Origin of the sequence: Alloiococcus sp. CFN-8 (assembly GCF_049943125.1) — a bacterium.
In the GTDB taxonomy this organism is placed as follows: Bacteria; Bacillota; Clostridia; order Clostridiales; family Clostridiaceae; genus JAEXZL01.
This window is the reverse complement of record NZ_CP188040.1, coordinates 1,520,073-1,540,409: the sequence shown is the minus strand read 5'-3', so window position 1 is coordinate 1,540,409 and position 20,337 is coordinate 1,520,073. Positions and strand designations below refer to the sequence as shown.

The window sequence follows — 20,337 nt, the reverse complement described above, 5'->3', positions numbered from 1 at the left end:
GTGGTGCGTATAATAATATTTTATAGATATATCTAGCAAAGTAAATAGTGAAAAAAATATATTTTTTATAAAGGGTAAATATTACATTAATATCACCTGTGTTAAGATAGTTATATGAATAATTTTCTATATTAGGGAGGAGAACATGAATACAATTTACAAGGAAAAAAGCATTAATATTGTATTTATAGTTATACTAGCCTGTAGTTTAATGGCTATAGTTGAACTAGTACTTAAACCGGGATATTTAATAAAGTCTATATACAAGATGGTATTGTTTTTTCTTTTGCCTTTTTTTTATATGTATATAACTAAGGAAGTCTCTATTAAAGATCTTTTCATTATAAAAAAGGGTAATTTTATAATATCTCTTTTTATGGGGATAGGAATTTATATTTTTATATTAGGTGCTTATCTTTTATTAGGAGGATATTTTGATTTTTCTTCTGTAACGGGGACTTTAGAAGAGAATGTAGGAGTTAATAAGGATAATTTTTTAATGGTAGCTATTTACATATCCTTTGTGAATTCATTTCTTGAGGAGTTTTTCTTTAGAGGTTTTGCCTTCTTGAGACTTAAGGAGTATATAGGGAAAGGGATAGCCTATAGCCTTAGTTCTTTAGCTTTTTCTATATATCATGTAGCAATTATTATGGATTGGTTTTCTCCAGCACTTTTTATTCTTTTAATCTTATCACTTTTTATAGCAGGACTTATATTTAATTTCTTGTGCGACAAGTTAAATGGAATATATCCCTCCTGGATGTTCCATATGTTTTCTAATTTTTCCATTAACACCATAGGCTTTATCCTTTTTTATAATATGTAATAGTCTTTTATACATATATAAAAATAACGGTTGTTTTGTAAATATATACTTATAGTTCTATAATATTCATAAGTGGTGTGCTATAATAATTATAAAGATTGTTAAAAAATTATTTAGGCATTATGTGTGGGGCTGATTGTTGAATCTTTTTGTGAACTAAGGGGTAATTTATGAAAAGAATAGTATTATTAAATGGATGCTATGAGAGAATGGAGACACCTCCCCTAGCTGCTGCTAAAGCTTTTGTAAAGGGTTTTAATGAAAAAAATCACTATGAAGTAATGACTATAAATCTTTATGATAAGAATATTGAATATTGTACAGGCTGTAAGGAATGTTTAAGTAACAAACATAAATGCTGTATTTGCGATGATTTTAAGCATATATTAGATAAAATAGATGGTGCTAGCTATATAATTTGGGTAGCTCCTATTTATGCCTTGAGCCTTCCACCTAAGATAAAAGCTCTTCTAGAGAGGATTCTAGCTTTTAACATAGAGGAGGAAGAAGAAAGTAGGGAGAAGGCTAGCCGTAGACATATACTTTTTACAACCTGTGGTCTCTACGCTCATGATAATAAATTTGAGGAGTTAAATAAGTATTTAGAGGTTTTTTTTGGAAAGAATAGTCTTAGACTAATATGTCCTCCAGAAGAGGATGAGAGTTTAAATGATTATACAGAAAATAATTCAGTCCTGGTAAAGAATTTTGAAGAGGCTGGAAGGGAATATAAAGCTTCAGGAAAAATTACCTTAGAGAGTAAAAGGAAGCTTTATGGAGCCTTTATCCCAGAGGATGTATTATCCAATCTTTTGGATACCATTAAAAAAGAAGAGAGTAATTCTCCTTATTTTGTTAATGATATCATTATAAAAGGACATAAGGGTAAGGATACTAATATACTTCTTTTATTCCTTCCCTGGATAGCCATTTGTCTTTTTATGCCTTTAGGCTCAGAGGTTGCTGGGATTATAGCTCTTGGTTTCTGCTCATTGATTCCAATATTAAGCTTCAAATATACGCCTACCATTTATGATAGAATTTCTACCTCAGCTGCCATTATTATTGGTTTATTTCTTCTGTTTTCAGAAAGAGGAATATATGTGGCAACTATAGGTTATTTTCTTGTTGGTGCTTTATTTATAGGCTCATTATTAACCAGTATGCCAGTATCAGCGTATTATTTTAGTAAGTATAATTTCTATAAAGAGAGATTTACTAAAGATATATTTATCAGGACAAATAGAATTATATCTGCTTTAATGGGAGGAATACTTATATTAGTTGCTTTAGTGTATAAATCTCTTATGATGAGTGGCTTCTGTAATTATATTGGCATAATAGTTATTATAACCTTTGAGCTTATATATATATTAGCTATGCATATCCCTAAGAGAGTATATAAATATAGGGATAGCTAAAAAATATATCCATAGGAAAATTAAATGGCTGTGAAAACTTAAATAGTCTTCACAGCCTTATTATTTTTAGGAAAGCTCAAACTGTCCTGTATAGAGTTTGTGGTATCTTCCTTTATCTTCAATTAACGAGTCATGATCTCCTCTTTCAATGATTTCTCCCTGCTCCAGCACCATGATAGCATTGGAGTTTCTAACGGTGGAAAGTCTATGGGCAATAACAAATACTGTCCTTCCCTCCATAAGTTTATCCATACCCTTTTCAATGAGCTTTTCTGTTCTGGTATCAATGGAGCTGGTGGCCTCATCAAGGATTAATACCGGTGGGTCTGCTACAGCTGCTCTAGCTATGGATAGAAGCTGCCTCTGTCCCTGGCTTAGATTTGAGCCGTCAGCAGTTAGTATGGTATTGTAGCCTTTAGGTAGATGCCTTATAAAGGTATGAGCATTGGCAAGCTTTGCTGCTTCTATTACCTCTTCATCGGTGGCATCCAGCTTTCCATAGCGGATATTATCCATTACTGTTCCTGTAAATAGATGAGTATCCTGAAGAACCATGGCAAGAGAGCGTCTTAAATCTGCTTTCTTAATCTTCTTTATGTTGATTCCATCATAACGTATCTTACCCTCTTGAATATCATAAAAGCGGTTTATAAGATTGGTGATGGTGGTTTTTCCTGCGCCTGTGGAGCCAACAAAGGCAATTTTCTGGCCAGGCTTTGCATATAAAGAAACATTATTCAAAACAGTTTTCTTTCCATCATAGCTGAAGGTTACATTTTCAAAGACCACATCTCCCTTCACTTCTGTATAGGTAATTGTGCCATCCTTGTGTGGATATTTCCAGGCCCATGTTCCTGTTCTTTTTTCCGATTCCTCTAGTGTGCCATCAGCTTTCTTTACAGCATTTACAAGGGTGACATAGCCCTCGTCTGTTTCTGGAGCTTCATCAATAACCTCAAAGATACGTTCTGCACCAGCTAGAGCAGAAAGTACAGCATTAAATTGCTGTGAAATCTGAGTTATAGGCTGTGAGAATGACCTAGTATACTGAAGGAAAGAGGCTAAGGAGCCTATATCCATTCCTCCGGAGATAACTAAAAGGGCACCACAGGCAGAGGTTAGGGCAAAGTTAATATAAGATATATTACCCATTACAGGCATGAGCATGCTGGCAAAGGTATTTGCCTTAGTACCGGCAATTCTTACATTCTCTGAAAGGCCAAAGTATTCTTCTCTAACAACATCCTCGTGATTGAATACCTTAACTACCTTTTGACCTTCAATCATTTCCTCTATATAGCCATTAGCTTTTCCTATAGCTTTTTGCTGCTGCCTAAAATACTTGGAGCTTTTTGTAGTGAATAATTTTACAGTAAAAAGCATTATAACAAGCATAAAGATTATAAGCAGTGTTAATAAAGGACTTAATATAAGCATCATTATAAAGGTACCTACTACAGTGACCGTAGAGGTCATGAGCTGTGTAACCCCCTGACTGATAGCTTCTCTTAAGGTATCAACATCATTGGTGAAGCGGCTCATAAGATCTCCGTGAGTGTTAGTATCAAAGTATTTTATAGGAAGATCCTGCATTTTATTAAATAAGTCTTTTCTAACGGAGTTTAAGGTGCCATTAGAGATGTTAAGCATAAGCCTAGCGTAAATATAGGTAGATAAAGCTCCAAGGCCATAAACACAGCCTAAGATTATTAATTTGCTTATAAAAGGAGTCAGCTGTGATAGAGAGGGATTTGTTCCTATCAGTGGCTCTATTTCATTAATAATTGGTTTTAATAGGTAGGTACCAAAGATACCTGCTCCTGAGCTTAAGAGAACAAAAATAGCTACCAGTATAAGCCGTAATTTTTGATCAAGCATATAGTCTAATATTCTTACTAGGGTTCTTTTTGCATTCCTTGGTTTTCTTACTGGACCTTTAGCCATTAGTTCTCCTCTCCTTTCTGCTGTGAATTATATACATCCTGATAGATTTCATTATTCTTAAGTAACTCTTCGTGAGTGCCTATTCCATTTATTTTTCCATCATCTAATACAATGATTTTGTCTGCATCACTGACGGATGTGATCCTCTGAGCTATGATTATCTTTGTTACATCCTTAAAGCTATTTTTAAAGGCTTCTCGGATTTTTGCATCAGTTGCTGTATCTACAGCGCTGGTGCTGTCATCGAGGATTAAAATCTTTGGATTCTTAAGCAGGGCTCTTGCTATGGTGAGTCTCTGCTTTTGTCCTCCTGAAACATTAACTCCTCCCTGTCCTAGGTCTGTATCATAACCATCGGGGAAGGAGGTTATGAAGTCATGAGCCTGTGCTGCTTTGCAGGCAGCAATTATTTCTTCATCAGTAGCATTTTCATTGCCCCATTTTAAGTTGTCACTGATAGTACCAGAGAAGAGTACATTTTTTTGAAGCACCATGCTTACGGCATCTCTAAGGGTTCTTAGCTTATAGTCTTTTACATTATGACCTGCTACAAGCATCTCTCCCTCGGTGACATCATAGAGCCTTGGTATCAGCTGTACTAGGCTGCTCTTTGAGGAGCCTGTTCCACCGATAATACCTATGGTTTCACCAGAATTTATTTTTAGATTTATATTTTCTAATACATTATCCTCTGCCTCAGGATTATATTTAAAGGATACATTTCTAAATTCCACTGAGCCATCAGCTACCTGAAGGTCACTCACTGCATTTTCATCAGTTATATCAATTTCCTCATCTAATATTTCCACGATACGGCTTACAGAGGCTCTAGATAGCACTATATTAATAAACACCATGGAAATCATCATAAGAGATATTAATATTTGTGTTACATAGGTGATAAAGCTTATGAGCTCACCAGTCTTCATGGTACCGGAGAGTATCTTATTGCCTCCAAACCACAGGATTGCAATAATACAGCTGTATATAGTAAGCTGCATCAAAGGCATATTAAAAATAACTACCTTTTCTGCTCTGATTGAGGATTTCATTAAGCCATCATTTGCTTCTTTAAACTTTTCTTTTTCATAATCAGATCTGACAAAAGCCTTTACTACTCTCATAGAAATGAGGTTTTCTTGTACTGAGGAATTTAAGCTGTCATACCTTTTAAGAAGGGCTGTAAATCTAGGAAAGGCAGCAGAAGCAATTAAAAATAGACCAACAGCAAGTACTGGTATAGCTATTAGGAAGACAGATACCAGGCTACGATTAATAGTAAAAGCAACTATAGTGGCACTGACAAGCATAAAGGGAGCTCTTACCAGGATCCTGATTATCATCATAAAAGCATTTTGGGTATTCATTACATCGGTAGTAAGTCTAGTTACTAGGGAAGGTGTGCTGAACTTATTTATATTAGAAAATGAAAAATTCTGTATCTTATTGAACTGCTCCCTTCTAAGCTCCGTACCAAAGCCTACGCTGGCCTTAGCGCTAAAAAAAGCTGATAATGCTCCACAGACTAATGCTAGTAGAGCCATGATCACCATGGTAATTCCAGTTCTTATTACATAATTAATATCTTGGTTTTGTATACCTATATCAACTATCTTAGACATTAGCAGTGGAATTCTGATTTCTAGCAGAACTTCTGCTATGATGGCTAGGGGAGAAAGTATTGCATAGAGTTTGTAGTTTGAAATATAGGGTAGTAGTTTTTTTATCATATGTGTCCTCCTTTTTTCTTCTTTTCTCTAAGAAGCTTTTCTTCTTCTACTAAAGAAAAGAAATTTTTATCTTCAAATTCTCCTTGAGAGAGGTTAATCATAAGCCTTTCAAGATAGCCTGATAAAATATCACATTCTTCAGGAGTAAACCCCTGGAACATCTTTTCATCAACCTTATCGAAATCCTTTCGGCATTTTTCTGCAATCTCCCGTCCTGAAGAGGTAACCTTTAATCGGTTAACCCGTGAATCCTTATCATCATCATTTTTTTCGATTAGCTCCCCACGGCTCATCCTTTTAATAGAGGTAGCTATAGAGGGAGCGGATACTCCTAATGCTTCTGCAAGCTCTCTTTGAGTACAGTTTTCATTTTTTATGATGTATTCTAATATAGCTAGCTGTCCAAAATATAAGCCATGGTGATGGAATGCCCTTCCAATATAAATTCTGTGAAGAAGATTCATTTTATTAAGCTTGTGTATGATTTCTCTATAATTCATAGTTATATAGTCTTTCCTTTCTGCAGAGACTTTATCAGTCTATTAAGGTCAATAATCTAATACTATTGGATAAGTTCAATCGTTAAATACATAAAAAAGGTTAATCGATTAATAGTTAGTTGATTAACTAATATAAGATTTTACTACTATAGTATAATAAAGTCAATATATATATGTTTACATATGTCTTTATTGATATAATTAGAGTATTAATATATATTTATAAGCAGAAATTATAAAAAAATGTACACCGGTAGTTTTGAGGAGGTAATTAGATGAAATATTTATTTTTACAGTATCCAAAATGCAGCACCTGCAGAAATGCTAAAAAGTGGCTGGAGGCAAATGATATAGACTTTACAGATAGGCATATAGTAGAAGAAAATCCTACTAAGGATGAGCTTAAGAGCTGGTACCTAAGAAGTGGTCTTCCATTAAAGAAATTTATAAATACCAGCGGCAATCTTTATAAGGAGCTGAAGCTTAAGGATAAGCTGCCAGAGATGAGCGAGGATGAGCAGTTAGAGCTTTTAGCCACTAATGGAATGCTAGTTAAGAGGCCCCTTCTTATTGGTGAGGATAAGGTTTTAGTAGGCTTTAAGGAAGATAATTGGAAGGAAGAATTAAAGGAAGTATAAAGAAATCATAATATATTAGGGAGGTTATTATGAGTCTTAGGTTTATATATGGAAGAGGAGGCAGCGGCAAAAGCCAGTACTGCCTAGACAGTATTAAGAAAAGAATCGACGAAAATAGTCCTAACAAGCTCATACTTTTGGTTCCCGAGCAATATTCCTTTACAGCAGAAAAGAAGCTTTTAAGTGCCATAGGGGAGCTTGGCATACTAAAAGCAGAGGTTTTGAGCTTTAAGAGAATGGCTCATAATGTTTTTAGTGAGCTGGGAGGAGTAACCCACAGAAGAATGAATGAAGCAGGTAAGTCTATGCTTCTTTATAAGATAATAGAAGAAGCTCAGAGTGAGATGAAGGTCTTCCATAAAGCCAGCAAGCAGAGAGGCTTTGTGGATATAGTATCCGATGCCATCACTGAGTTTAAAAAGTATAGTATTACCCCGGAAATATTAAAGAAGGAAGGAGAGGAAATAGAAGAGGCAGTGGAGCTTAAAAATAAGCTTAAGGATTTAAGCCTCCTCTATGGAACCTTCGAGGAAAGCATACATAAAAAGTTCTTAGATCCTCAGGATGAGCTGACACTACTTGCAGAAAAGCTTCAGGGCTGCAATATGTATGCGGGAGCAGAAATATGGATTGATGAGTTTACTACCTTTACCCCACAGCAGTATGCGGTTATTGAAAGGCTCCTATGCTGTGCTACTGAGGTTAATGTTACTCTTTTATCCGATACAAAATCTCTCTATGACATAGACGATATTACGGATATCTTCAGTGTAACGGCTAACATGGAAAGAAGAATAACCAGTCTTGCAGAAAATAATAACATTGGTTATCTGAAGCCAGTGGATTTAAACAGTGACTGCTGTCATAGATTTCAGGATAATGAGGAGCTTTCCCACCTAGAGAAATATTACTATAACTTTCCCTATAAATATTACAATAAGAGCCCAGAATCCTTGAGATTATATAGGGCACAAAATAGCTATGATGAGCTGGAGTTTGTGGCAGCGGATATCCTGCGTCTGGTAAGAGATAAGGGATACAGGTATAAGGATATAGCAGTGGTATGCAGAAATTTGGATGAGTATGAGAAGCTTGCGGCAGTGATATTTAGAGAATATGATGTTCCTTTCTTCATGGATAAAAAGGTAGATATTTTAGATAATCCCATGGTGGTTTTGATAAATTCACTTTTTGAGATATTCACCAAGAATTGGTCCTATGAGTCTGTATTTAAATATCTTAAGACAGGACTCACTGATGTATCTAGAGAGGATATTGACCTTCTAGAGAATTATGTTCTGGCTAATGGAATAAGAGGCAGTAAGTGGCTTGAGGACATGTGGGGCTATAGAATGAACCATAGCTTCGGAGAAGAGGCCATGAGCCTTTATGAAAGCTCTCTTATAAATAGGGTTAATGAGATAAGAGAAGCGGTGGTTAACCCACTTTTAGATATTCATAAAAGGATAAAGAACAAGGCTAAGGTTCGGGAGCTCTGTATTGCTATATATGACTATATAGTGGATATAGGTGCTCTGCAGAGGATGGAGAGCTGGCGAGATGCCTTCAGTGAAAGAGGAGAGCAGGAAAATGTAAGCCAGTATGATCAGGTATTAGACTTTATACTAGAGGTTTTAGATCAGCTGGAAGAAACCATGGGTGATGAGTATATAGCCTTAGAGGAATTTGTAAAAATACTAAATGTAGGCTTTGAAAAATGCCAGATAGGCCTAATCCCTGTTGCCCTGGATCAGGTTAATATAGGTGATATAGGAAGGATTAAGAGTCATGGAGTTAAGGCTCTGTACATCATAGGAGTAAATGATGGAGTGTTCCCAAGAGCTGATAAGGAGGAAGGAATTCTTTCTGATAAGGATAGGCTCCTGTTAAAGGAAAGAGGCGTAGAGCTGGCTGCTGATACTAAAACCAAGGCCTTTGAGGAGCAGCTTTTAGTTTATACAGCCCTCACCATGGCAGGAGAGTATCTGATGCTTTCTTATCCCATGGCAGATTTTGAGGGGAAGGCTCTGAGAGCTTCTATAGTAATTTCCAGGATTAAAAAGATATTTAGAAAGCTAAATGAGGAAAGTGACATAGTTAAGAAGAATCTTCCCTACATGGAGCTTGGCAGTATAACAGCACCTCAGCCTACCTTTAATAGCTTAATTGGTGCCTTAAGAAGGGATCAGGAGGGGGAAGAGGTAGAGGAAATCTGGGGTCAGGCAAAGTACTGGTTTGAAAATCATGAGGAGTGGAGCGAAAAGACCCGGCGTATAGAGGATGCCTTAAGCTACAGCAATCAGGTGGAGAATATAAACAGTGAAAAGATAAGAAATCTCTATGGAAGACCTTATTATTTCAGTGTTTCAAGGCTGGAAAAGTATGCAGAGTGCCCCTTTGCTTATTTTGTTCAGTATGGTCTTAAGGCCAGGGATAGAAAGATATATGAGCTGAGCTCTCCTGATCTTGGAAGCTTCATGCATGAGGTTATAGATACCTTCTCTCATAATTTAGAGGAGGAGGGTAAGAGCTGGAAGGACGTAAATTTGGACTATTCCCGTAAGGCAATAGATAAGATAGTAGATGATATGCTCAGCAGCAAGAATAATTCTATCTTCAATAGCTCAGCTAGGTATAAATTTATGGGAAACAGGATGAAGAGGATAATAGCTCGTTCTGTAAATATAATATCTGAGCAGATTAAAAGGGGTAGCTTTGAGCCTTTAGGCTATGAGGTAAGCTTTGGTAAGAGCAAGGAAGACACCATACCACCAATAACCTTAAAGCTTCCTTCTGGAGAAGAGGTTTCCTTAAGAGGACGTATTGATAGAGTAGATGTTATGGAGCATGAGGGTAAGACCTATGTGAGAATAATAGACTATAAATCTGGTAATAAGAGCCTGGATATCTCAGAAATATATTATGGGCTTCAGGTGCAGCTTTTAATATATTTAGAAGCCCTTCTATCTAATTCAGAGACCATAATAAAGAATCAGAGCATGCCAGGAGCAATTCTATACTTCAAGCTGGATGATCCTATAGTCAGTGGAGAGCCTGGAATAAGCAAGGAAGATATAGAAGAGAAGATTATGAAAAAGCTTAAGCTCAAGGGTCTTCTATTAAAGGATGCAGAAATCATAAAGGAAATGGATAAAACCATGGAAAGCTATTCTTTAATAATTCCTGCAAGGCTCAACTCCGATGACTCGGTGAGTAAGTCCAGTTCAGCTATTACAGAAGAGCAGTTTGAGATTTTAAGGCAGTATGTAAGAGAGAGTATAGTAGCCTTATGTGATGAGATGTTAAAGGGTAATATTAAGATTAATCCTGCAAAAAATACTAAGTATAAGGCCTGTGAATACTGCAGCTATGCTTCTGTATGCCAGTTTGATACCAGCATGAAGGATAACAAGTATAACCTAGTCCTTAAAAAGAAGGATGAGGACGTATGGGAGCTAATGAAGAATAAGATTAAAAAAGCAGTGGAAGGAGAGAAGGCAGATGGCAACTAATTGGACCAAGGAGCAGCAGGCGGCAATTGAAACTAGAGACTGTAACCTTTTAGTAGCAGCAGCGGCGGGCTCCGGTAAAACAGCGGTTCTGGTGGAAAGAATCATCAGAATAATAACCAATCCAAAGCGCCCTGTGGATATTGATAAGCTACTGGTAGTTACCTTCACCAATGCTGCAGCAGCGGAGATGAGAGAAAGAATAGCCGATGCCATAGGTAAGGAGCTGGATAAGACTCCTGAATCAAAGCTTCTTCAGAGACAGCTTACTTTATTAAACCGCTCTAATATAACCACCATGCATTCCTTCTGCTTAGATGTTATAAGAAATAATTTTCATCATATAGATTTAGACCCAGGCTTCAGGATAGCCGTAGATACAGAAACGGTGCTTATGAAGCAGGAAACCCTACAGGAGCTTTTTGAGGATAAGTATGATGAGGGAAATGAAGGCTTTATCAACCTAGTGGAGGCTTTTGGTGGAGGAAAGGATGATAGAAAGCTTCAGGAGCTAGTTTACAATCTTTTCAGCTTTTCCATGAGTGGCCCTTGGCCAGAAAAATGGCTTTTAGATAAAGCAGAGGAGTTTAATATTCCAGAGGACTTTGCTATAGAGAAAAGTCCTTGGGGTCAAATCATATTAGAAGGTATAAAAACAGAGCTTCAGGGAATGAAGAGAAGGCTTGAATATGCCTTAGAAATAATATCCGATACTCCTGGTCTAGAACCCTATGAGCTTACTTTTACCGGGGATATGGAGGTTATAGACAATCTTCTTGCTAAGGTGGAGGAAGGCTATGCTTCTGCACAGAGAGCCTTTACCCTAGCAGCCTTCTCTAAGCTTAAAACTGTGAGAAAGGCTAATGTTTCTGACCCTTCGGCTCAGGATAAGGTGAAGTCCATAAGAGCTGAAGTAAAGAAAAAGGTAGAAAGCCTAGGTAAGGGAACCCTGGCTGTCACTGAAGAAGAAGCAATAAAAAATGTTAAGGCCATGTACCCTTATATGAGGGAGCTTTCTAATCTTGTATTAGAGTTTAAGGATAGATATTCTGCTCTTAAGAAAGAAAGAGGTATTGTAGATTTCAATGATCTAGAGCATTTCTGTCTTGAGATCCTTACAGAAAAGGATGGAGAAGAGATTAAGCCAAGTCCCGTAGCACTAGCCCTTCGAGAAACCTTTGAGGAAATATTAGTAGATGAATATCAGGATAGCAATAATGTTCAGGAGACCATAATAAACATGGTATCCCGTAAGTTTTCTGATAGACCTAATGTCTTCATGGTAGGAGACGTTAAGCAGAGTATATACCGCTTCAGACAGGCAAAGCCAGAGCTGTTTTTGGATAAGTATGCTAGATATCCAGAAGAAGAAGGGCAGAAAAGTAGAAAAATACTCCTCTACAAAAATTTTAGAAGCAGAGATGAAGTCCTAAGGGGAGTTAACTACCTCTTTAAGGAGCTCATGTCTGAAACTGTAGGAGAGCTGAGCTATACCAATAAGGAGGCCCTAAACCTTGGTGCTGATTTTCAGAAGATAGAAGAGGCTGAAACTATAGTTGGTGGTCCCATTGAGCTTCATATTCTAAACACCCAAGAAGAAGAAAACACCGAGGAAGTAGAAGAAAGGCAAGAGGTAACCGGAGTTGAGGAGGAAGCTTCCTTGGAGGATGGAAGTGAGGTTATATCTGAAGAGGAGCTTAGTAAGGTGCAGCTGGAGGCTAGGCTTGTTGCTAGGAGGATTAAAAAGCTGATAAATCCTGATGTTATAGGGGAGTTTAAGGTTTTTGATAAGGATCTTAAGGAATATAGAAGAGTCCGCTATAAGGATATTGTAATTTTGCTTAGGGCAACTACAGCTTGGGCTCCGGTCTTTGCTGAGGAGCTTGGACTGCAGGGGATACCTGTTTATGCTGATACCAATACTGGGTACTTCCAGACGGTGGAGATAAGAACTGTGATGTCTCTTCTTCAGATTATAGATAATCCTATGCAGGATATACCAATGCTGGCAGTGCTTCGTTCTCCTATCTTTGGCTTTTCTCCAGAGGATCTTACGGATTTACGCGCTGAGGAAAAGGATAGATATTTCTATGAAAATATACGTCTTATTGCGGATAAGGAACAAGCTGCGGATCAAGAGCTTCAGGAAAAGTGCCGCTACTTCTTGGAGAAGATTGAGGAGTGGAGAGATAAGTCTATATACATGCCTATAGATGAATTTATCTGGTATCTATATATGGATACTGCTTATTATGGCTATGTAGGTGCCATGCCTCAGGGAATACAGAGACAGGCAAACCTTAGGATTTTGTTCCAGAGGGCAAAGGAGTATGATAAAACCAGCTTCAAGGGCTTGTTTAACTTTATCAACTTCATTAATCGTCTGAGGAAGAGCAGCGGTGATATGGGCAGTGCTAAGATCTTAGGGGAGAATGAGGATGTAGTAAGGATAATGAGTATCCACAAGAGTAAGGGACTGGAATTCCCTGTGGTGATTTTATCGGGAACCGGTAAGAACTTTAATCTTATGGATTTAAAGGGAGATGTTTTATACCACGAGGAGTTGGGTTATGGACCTAGCTATGTGAACATAGAAGACAGGGTAAGCTATTCTACTATTGCTAAAGAAGCCATAAAGAGAAAGTTCCTTTTAGAAAGCTTATCAGAGGAGATGAGAGTACTTTACGTAGCCCTTACCAGAGCAAAGGAAAAGCTAATAATAACAGGAGCTGCAAGCTTTAAAAGCTCTATGAAGAAATGGTCCCAAGGCTCTTCCTTCCTCGGAAAAATACCAGAATCGGAAGTGCTAAAGGGCTCAAGCTACTTAGATTGGATAGCCATGGCTATGATGAAGCATCCTGATGGAAAGCCTTTAAGAGAAATAATCGGTGAGGCTGCTGTTATAACTGAGGACCATGAAAACTCCTTCTGGAGGCTTCAAATGTGGAAAAAGAGAGATATCCTTGTGGATCAAAGTGAAGAGCCTGTGGATAATTCTGAAGAAATTGAAGTGTTAAAGGGAGAGGAAGGAGCCTTAAGTGAGGAGATAAATAGAAGGCTCAGCTTCACCTATAAGTATAAGGAATCCTCAAGGCTTCCAGCAAATATATCTGTCTCAGAGCTGAAGCGTCAGGCTCTTAAAGAGGAATATGACGGGGAGTTTGTATCTATATTTAAGCCTGAAGGCATAAGAAAGCCTCAGTTCCTTCAGGAGAAAAAGGGGCTTTCAGCGGCAGAGAGAGGTACCATAGTTCACTTTGTCATGAGGCACTTAGATTTAACTAAGGTGTCCACCAGGGAAGAAATAGAGGAGCAGCTTAAGAAGATGATTGACCTAGAGCTCATCAGTGAAGAGGAGCTTAAGGCTGTGAGCATAAAGAGAATTATTGCTTTCTTTAATAGTTCCCTGGGTAAAAGGCTTCTAAAGGCCTATGAAACAACAGGAAAGGTCTATAGAGAAATCCCCTTCTTCATAGAGGTCCCTGCTACCACAGTAAATCCAGAGCTTCCTCCTGATATCTATGGTGAGGAAATGATAAGAGTACAGGGAATCATAGACTGCTACTTTGAGGAAGAAGGAAAGCTGGTGCTTTTAGACTACAAGACAGATTATGTAGAGGAAGGCGGAGAAGACAAGATAGCTGAGAGGTATAAAACTCAGCTGGACTATTACTGTCAGAGTCTTCTGAGGCTCACAGGAAAGGAAGTAAAGGAAAAATATCTGTATCTGTTCTTTAATGGAGCTGTTCTTGAGCTATAAATCCATTAATTAACGGAGTCATCATAATAGATATATTATCTGGCAATCACAATTAAGTATATAAGTATAAAAAAGTTTATAGTAACTTTTTTATTGTAGGGATGGGGTATTATTTTGAAATATAAATATATATTGTTTGATTTAGATGGTACACTCACTGATTCCCAAGAGGGGATTACTAAAAGTGTTCAGCATGCTTTAAAGTATTTTGATATTATTGAGGAGGATCTTTCAAAGCTCATATGCTTTATAGGTCCCCCTTTAAAGGATATGTTTTGTGAGAAATACGGCTTTTCCGAGGAAGTAGCTTTAATGGCTATTGAAAGGTATAGGGAGAGATTTTCTGAGCTTGGCTGGGCTGAAAATGCCCTGTATCCAGGAGTTAAGGAGACCCTAGAGAAATTAAAAGCTAAGGGCCTTATTTTGGCTATTGCCTCAAGTAAGCCTGAGTTCTTCGTTAATAAGATAGTAGAGCACTTTGGTATTAAGGATTATTTTAATGCCATAGTAGGTAGTGAGCTTGATGGAACGAGAATCAATAAATGTGAGGTTGTAGAGGAAGCTATAAGGAGGCTTGGTCTTACTTCCGAGGATAGGCAGCTATCTGTTCTTGTAGGAGACAAAATCCATGATGTAGAAGGAGCTCATAGCTCTGGAATTCACTGTATAGGAGCCTCCTATGGCTTTGGCACAGATGAGGAGCTTCAAGAAGCTGAGTATGTTATAAATTCAATTGAGGAGCTTCCATTGATTCTTGCTTAATAAAGATTTATGCTCATATATATTAAAAATTAATAGTGAATTTAGCTAAAAATTAATTAAACAACCAACAGTTGAGGGAATATTAAACTGTTGGTTGTAAATTTTTGTATAGAATCAACTAATAATACCTTCATTACTTTGTTATTAAGCTGTAAAATTAAACCATAAAGTAAATAGGAGTGATGATTGTGGTGACATTAGGTAGTAAAATATCGAGCTTAAGAAAGGCTAAGGGAATAAAGCAGGAGGAGCTAGCAGAGAGATTAGGGGTTTCACCTCAGGCTGTATCTAAATGGGAAAATGATATTTCATGCCCAGATATAATGCTTTTGCCAAGGCTCGCAGATATCTTCGGTGTAACAGTGGATGAGCTTCTTTCCAGGGAAGAAAAGAAGCAAACACAAATAATTCCTGAGGAAAAAAGGAAGAATATCGATGATATGATGTTTAGAATATATGTAAATTCTTCTGATGGAGATAAGGTAAAGATTACACTTCCTATGCCCTTGATAAAAATGGGATTAGAAATGGGAATGGCGATGCCTCAGGTTTCAGGAAATGATGCACTTAAGGGAATAGATTTCACTCAGCTTATTTCTATGGTAGAAAAGGGCGTAATAGGTAAGCTGGTAGAGGTGGAAACCTCTGATGGGGATATTGTAGAGATTGTGGTGGAATAGCCATGAGAATATATGTAAAAACTCCTGGCAGCAGGACAATAAATATAGCTCTGCCCTCAAGGCTGATATTGAATAACCTGACAGCTACTATAGGTACAAAACAAATTAATAAATATTTAGGGGAAAGCACACAAAAAGAGGTAGCTCTTTCTTCTAATGAAGCTAGGAGGCTTATAAAGCTTATTCACCAGCTAAAGAAAAAGTATCCCGATTGGTATGTTGTAGATATAGAAAGTGCTGATGGAGAAATAGTTAAGATAAAGCTATAAAAAAGTATATACAATAGTAATATTAGCTTATGAGACGATATTATCACTTACGATGATGTCGTCTTTTAATTATTAACTGTATATGTATTAATAGTTTATCTATTTATTTTTTGTAATATTATTCAATATGATTCATCAGAAATTCATAGCGATTTGTTATAATTTAAGTTGAAATGAAATTAATTCATTAAAATACAGTTATTTAAATATAAAATTATATATATGAATTAAGTAAGAGGGAGACTTTATGACTAAGGTGCTATTTTTAGAGGACGAGCCTACTATTTTAGAGGTTTTAACTGAATATATGAAGATGAAGGACTATACTGTGATACCAGCTAGCGATGGGGAAGAGGCACTGAGATTGCTGGAAGCACAGGAATTTGATATAGCAGTATTAGATATCATGGTGCCTGGTGTCAGTGGGTTAGAGGTGCTTCAATATATTAAAGAAACACGGGGAGATTTGGCAACTATTATGCTCACGGCTCTGGAGGATGAAAAGACTCAGTTAAAGGCCTTTAATCTCTTTGCTGATGATTATGTGATTAAGCCTGTATCTCCAATCATCCTTTTAAAGAGGATGGAAACGATATTAAGAAGAGTAAAATGGCAGGAGCAAAATAAAAAAATAGAAGAGGGCTTATCTATTCATGAGGAAGCATATCAAGCTTTTTATGATGGTGTTCCTTTAGAGCTTACCTTAAGTGAATTTTTACTGCTGCAGGCTTTAGCAAAAGAGCCTAATAGAGCTTTTACTAGAGAACAATTGATTCTTAGAATTTTCAATGAGGATTACATAGGAAACGACCGGATTATTGACGCTCATGTGAAGAATTTAAGGAAGAAGCTCCCTAAAAACTATATAAAAACTGTAATCGGAATAGGTTATCAGTTTAATAAGGAGGCTTAGATAAGTTGGGATTAAACAAAAAAACATTTTTCTACAGCATGGTAATTTCACTTATTATGGTTGCCTTAGTTGTAGGATACTTTGCACTTATGCTTCCTTCTTTATATGTTGACCACATGGAAAAAAGCAATTATGAATCTATTATAGAAATGCATAAGGGATATATGAAAGATAGAAGCTATGATAATCTGTCAGTGAAAAATCCAACTGGTTCCTTAACCTTAGAGATACCAGATCAGGGGGATACTCTTTATATAACTGGGAAGTTCTTTAAAAGTGATATATTTATTAAGGATGAGGAATTAAGAGAAGTAGTAGATGAAATTAGATACTATTTATCTGATTATGAAAGATTTGATGAGTTCACAGAGGAGACCATTGATTTTTCCTTGATAAAGAATAGGTTGTTCCCTGAGGATATATTGAAAAATGACTATCCTTTAGAATTTCACTTTAATATTAAGGATGTTCAGGAAACCTTTAAGGAAGGCAGTTCAAAAGTACACAGGGTATCTGATTCGCTGATGGTATTTGAAACAAGTATTAAGGATGATAGCAATAACTATACTACCTATATTGCAATGGGAAAAATAGAGGATTCTTTTATAATGTCTTTCCTCCCAATTATGACCCCAAAAATTGACGAGATAAGGCCTGTAATATTAGGGAGCTTGCCCATGATAGCAGCAGTAGTGTTTTTATTAGTGCTTATTTTTTCTAGGGTGTTCTCTAAGGGGATAGTAAATCCTATTATTGACCTAGCTATCTACGCAGATTCCATAAGGGAAGTGAAAAATTTAGAAATAGATCCATTAAAAATAGAAGGGGAGGATGAAATAGCTCAGCTGGGAAGAAATCTTAATGAGCTTTATGAAAGACTCAGGGAAAATTACAAGGAGCTAGAAAGCAATAATAGGGCGTTATCAGAAGAGAATAAAAGGCAGGAGGTATTACTCCGGGCTTCTTCTCATCAATTAAAAACGCCAATAACAGCAGCATTGCTCCTGATAGATGGAATGATAAATGATATAGGGAAATATAAAAATACAAAGGAATATCTGCCTAAGGTTAAGGAGCAGCTGCAATCTATGAGGAAGATTGTTGATGATATTTTATATTTGAATCACCAGGCTGATAACCTTAATATAGAGGCTGTTGATCTAGAAGAGCTGCTTCGGCAATCCTTAGAAAGCTATGATATTCAGATCAAGGATAAGAGATTATCCGTAAGGCTTCAGGGAGCTATGGCACATATACAAACTGATAGAGAGATGCTTAAAAAGATAGTAGACAATTTATTATGTAATGCCATTTCATATACACCGCCAGGAGAAACTATTGAAATAATCATTAAAGAAAAGCATATATACTTGAGAAATTATGGAGCATATATTGAAGAAGAGCTCCTCCAGCATATATATGAACCCTTTGTTAGAGGTAACAGCAGGGAAAAAGGACATGGCTTGGGACTTTACATAGCTTCATATTATGGAAAGCTCTTAGGCTGTAATATTAAAATTGATAATTTTAATAGAGGTATACAGGCAGAACTTATTTTCAATTAGGCATAGTTTAAGAGAAGCTTTTTGAATCTTTTGTAGGTTCACAGAGCTTCTTTTTATTCACATATTATGTGCATTGAAGCTTCATAGGAAATTCATGTTAAATTGGTATAATTTATTTAATGAGAGAGGGAGTGATATATAGATGCTACTTACAATTAAAAATATAGAGGTTAGCTACGGAAAGCAAATAGCACTTAAGATTGATGAGCCTATTGTTTTTAAAGAAGGAGATAGGATTGGTATAATAGGCTCTAACGGAGCAGGAAAAACAACCTTGGTTAAATCCATACTGGGTCTTACTGACTATAGGGGGAGTATAAGTACAAAGCTTAAACCGGAAGAAATGGCAGCTCATATGCAGCATAATAATTATGTAAATACTATGTCTGTTAAATATATTATGGAAACAATATTAGATACAAGGATAAAAAAGAATAAAAGGCTTCAGGAGCTTATAACCTTTTTTGATTTTGAAGCTTCCTTAAAGAAGAAATATTCATCTCTTTCAGGAGGGCAGAAGCAGAGACTTACTATTATCATGGTTATGCTACAGGAGGCACCTTTAACTTTTTTTGATGAGGTAACCTCAGGACTTGATTTTGAAACTCGTCAGAAGCTTATGGATAAGCTAGTACAGTGGTATAGTAATAAAAAAACTACGCTCTGTGTGGTATCACATTATTATGATGAATTAGAGCAGCTTGCGGATAAAATTCTCTTGTTAGATGAAGGCAGAATAATTGCCTTTGGAGAAAAAGAGGAGCTATTTAAGAAGTATTGTGGAAATGCAATTATTACGGTAGATAATAACGGAAGTAATCAAGAGCTTATGTCTATGTTTCCGAAATTGGAGGCACCAGGGCATTTAATTGCCCTATCCTGCAAAAATAAAGATGTGGAAGAGAGAATTACTTCTATTCTAATAAATAATAATATTAACTTTAAGAGAAGCAACAGCGACATAGAGATTATGTCAATTAATGCAAAATCAAGCTATTATAAAAATCTACAGGAAGGAAAAGAATTATATGAAAACTAGAGGCACAACCTTAAATCTTATTTTATATGAAATAAGGAATGTTATAGGAAATCCTTTCATACCTATATTCGGGATAGCATTTCCTGTTGTGATGTCCTTTGTAATAACAAGAGGGTTCGCCTCACAGGTACCAGAAAATATGATAAAGCAGGCTAATACAGGGGTATTTATTACCTTGAGTCTGGTTATACCGATGGCTATAATATTCCTAGGCTATGCTGCAATGTATTCTCAAGAAATAGAAAATCAGATTTCCCTTCGTATGAGATTATTTGGAATTAGTGAGAAAAGCTTAATAATAGCCAAAGTAATTGCACAAAATATTATTGTGACAATATCCATTGTTATTTATAGTGTTTTTGGCTTTTTAGTTCTAGATATTCAAATTCCAAGATTAAGCTCTGCTCTAATATTGATTCTATGCTTATATCTTTTAGGAGTTATATTCTTTATATTTGCCCATGGCATTTCCACAATCTTTAAAAAGTTTGGTCCAACCTATTTCGTGACAATGGTTTTATACTTTGGAATTATGGTGCTTTGTGGTATGATGGGAGTTTCAACAGAAAATCTACCTAAGGCTTTAAAGGCTGTGGCCAGTACCCTTCCTATGAGCTATGTAAGCAGTGACTTCATAGATTTCTGGCAGAAGGGAAGCTATAACTTTGTGCCACTGATTCAATCCTTTATATTCTTAGGAGCTATCTCCTGTATAATTTTAATATTATCTCTTTATAAGGATAGAAGAGTTGTTAAGTGATTACTTTTATTTTTAGCT

At 36.4% G+C, this 20,337-nt stretch carries 15 protein-coding genes; 12 read left to right on the top strand and 3 right to left on the bottom strand.

The annotated features are described in order from the left end of the window. The first annotated feature begins 145 nt into the window (after window positions 1–145). Both ACPWSR_RS06865 and ACPWSR_RS06860 read left to right on the top strand, forming a co-directional pair. A complete protein-coding gene (locus tag ACPWSR_RS06865) occupies window positions 146–829 on the top strand; it encodes a CPBP family intramembrane glutamic endopeptidase (RefSeq protein ID WP_426350948.1) in 684 nt (227 codons plus the stop codon). Between the two features lie 170 nt (window positions 830–999). Then, window positions 1,000–2,250, top strand: a complete 1,251-nt coding sequence (locus tag ACPWSR_RS06860) for a flavodoxin family protein (RefSeq protein WP_426350947.1) — start codon at window positions 1,000–1,002, stop codon at window positions 2,248–2,250. Window positions 2,251–2,316: 66 nt separating this feature from the next. Here ACPWSR_RS06860 and ACPWSR_RS06855 read toward each other — a convergent pair whose 3' ends face one another. Genes ACPWSR_RS06855 through ACPWSR_RS06845 form a run of 3 tightly spaced genes read right to left on the bottom strand, consistent with a single transcriptional unit; the run spans window position 2,317 to window position 6,424 of the window. Beyond that, window positions 2,317–4,194, bottom strand: coding sequence for an ABC transporter ATP-binding protein (locus ACPWSR_RS06855; RefSeq protein WP_426350946.1), 1,878 nt, complete (start codon window positions 4,192–4,194; stop codon window positions 2,317–2,319). Further along, entirely contained in the window at window positions 4,194–5,924 is a 1,731-nt protein-coding gene (locus tag ACPWSR_RS06850; RefSeq protein ID WP_426350945.1) for an ABC transporter ATP-binding protein, read from the bottom strand. Before ACPWSR_RS06850 ends, ACPWSR_RS06855 begins: the two co-directional genes overlap by 1 nt. Beyond that, window positions 5,921–6,424, bottom strand: a complete 504-nt coding sequence (locus ACPWSR_RS06845; protein ID WP_426350944.1) for a MarR family winged helix-turn-helix transcriptional regulator — start codon at window positions 6,422–6,424, stop codon at window positions 5,921–5,923. The genes ACPWSR_RS06850 and ACPWSR_RS06845 overlap by 4 nt, the downstream gene beginning before the upstream one ends. A gap of 275 nt (window positions 6,425–6,699) precedes the next feature. Between ACPWSR_RS06845 and ACPWSR_RS06840 the strand changes: the two genes are divergently transcribed. From ACPWSR_RS06840 to ACPWSR_RS06795, 10 genes are all read left to right on the top strand, one after another. Continuing rightward, complete coding sequence (locus ACPWSR_RS06840; RefSeq protein WP_426350943.1) at window positions 6,700–7,062, top strand: arsenate reductase family protein; 363 nt, start codon at window positions 6,700–6,702, stop codon at window positions 7,060–7,062. Window positions 7,063–7,091: 29 nt separating this feature from the next. After that, window positions 7,092–10,574 carry a helicase-exonuclease AddAB subunit AddB gene (gene addB / locus ACPWSR_RS06835; RefSeq protein WP_426350942.1) on the top strand — a complete coding sequence of 1,161 codons (3,483 nt, stop codon included), beginning with the start codon at window positions 7,092–7,094 and terminating at the stop codon, window positions 10,572–10,574. Beyond that, window positions 10,564–14,331 (top strand): helicase-exonuclease AddAB subunit AddA, encoded by a 3,768-nt coding sequence (addA, locus tag ACPWSR_RS06830; protein ID WP_426350941.1) that lies wholly within the window; start codon window positions 10,564–10,566, stop codon window positions 14,329–14,331. Before addB ends, addA begins: the two co-directional genes overlap by 11 nt. A gap of 114 nt (window positions 14,332–14,445) precedes the next feature. Further along, window positions 14,446–15,093: an HAD hydrolase-like protein gene (locus ACPWSR_RS06825; protein WP_426350940.1), complete on the top strand. Its 648-nt coding sequence runs from the start codon at window positions 14,446–14,448 to the stop codon at window positions 15,091–15,093. Window positions 15,094–15,281: 188 nt separating this feature from the next. Next, window positions 15,282–15,773: a helix-turn-helix domain-containing protein gene (locus ACPWSR_RS06820; protein ID WP_426350939.1), complete on the top strand. Its 492-nt coding sequence runs from the start codon at window positions 15,282–15,284 to the stop codon at window positions 15,771–15,773. A 2-nt stretch (window positions 15,774–15,775) separates the two neighbouring features. After that, window positions 15,776–16,042, top strand: a complete 267-nt coding sequence (locus ACPWSR_RS06815) for a hypothetical protein (protein WP_426350938.1) — start codon at window positions 15,776–15,778, stop codon at window positions 16,040–16,042. A 247-nt stretch (window positions 16,043–16,289) separates the two neighbouring features. Beyond that, window positions 16,290–16,955 carry a response regulator transcription factor gene (locus ACPWSR_RS06810; RefSeq protein WP_426350937.1) on the top strand — a complete coding sequence of 222 codons (666 nt, stop codon included), beginning with the start codon at window positions 16,290–16,292 and terminating at the stop codon, window positions 16,953–16,955. Between the two features lie 5 nt (window positions 16,956–16,960). Further along, a complete protein-coding gene (locus ACPWSR_RS06805; RefSeq protein WP_426350936.1) occupies window positions 16,961–18,520 on the top strand; it encodes a HAMP domain-containing sensor histidine kinase in 1,560 nt (519 codons plus the stop codon). Window positions 18,521–18,662: 142 nt separating this feature from the next. Next, window positions 18,663–19,559 carry an ATP-binding cassette domain-containing protein gene (locus tag ACPWSR_RS06800; protein WP_426350935.1) on the top strand — a complete coding sequence of 299 codons (897 nt, stop codon included), beginning with the start codon at window positions 18,663–18,665 and terminating at the stop codon, window positions 19,557–19,559. Beyond that, window positions 19,549–20,319, top strand: coding sequence for an ABC transporter permease (locus ACPWSR_RS06795; protein WP_426350934.1), 771 nt, complete (start codon window positions 19,549–19,551; stop codon window positions 20,317–20,319). Before ACPWSR_RS06800 ends, ACPWSR_RS06795 begins: the two co-directional genes overlap by 11 nt. The last annotated feature ends 18 nt before the right edge of the window (window positions 20,320–20,337 follow it).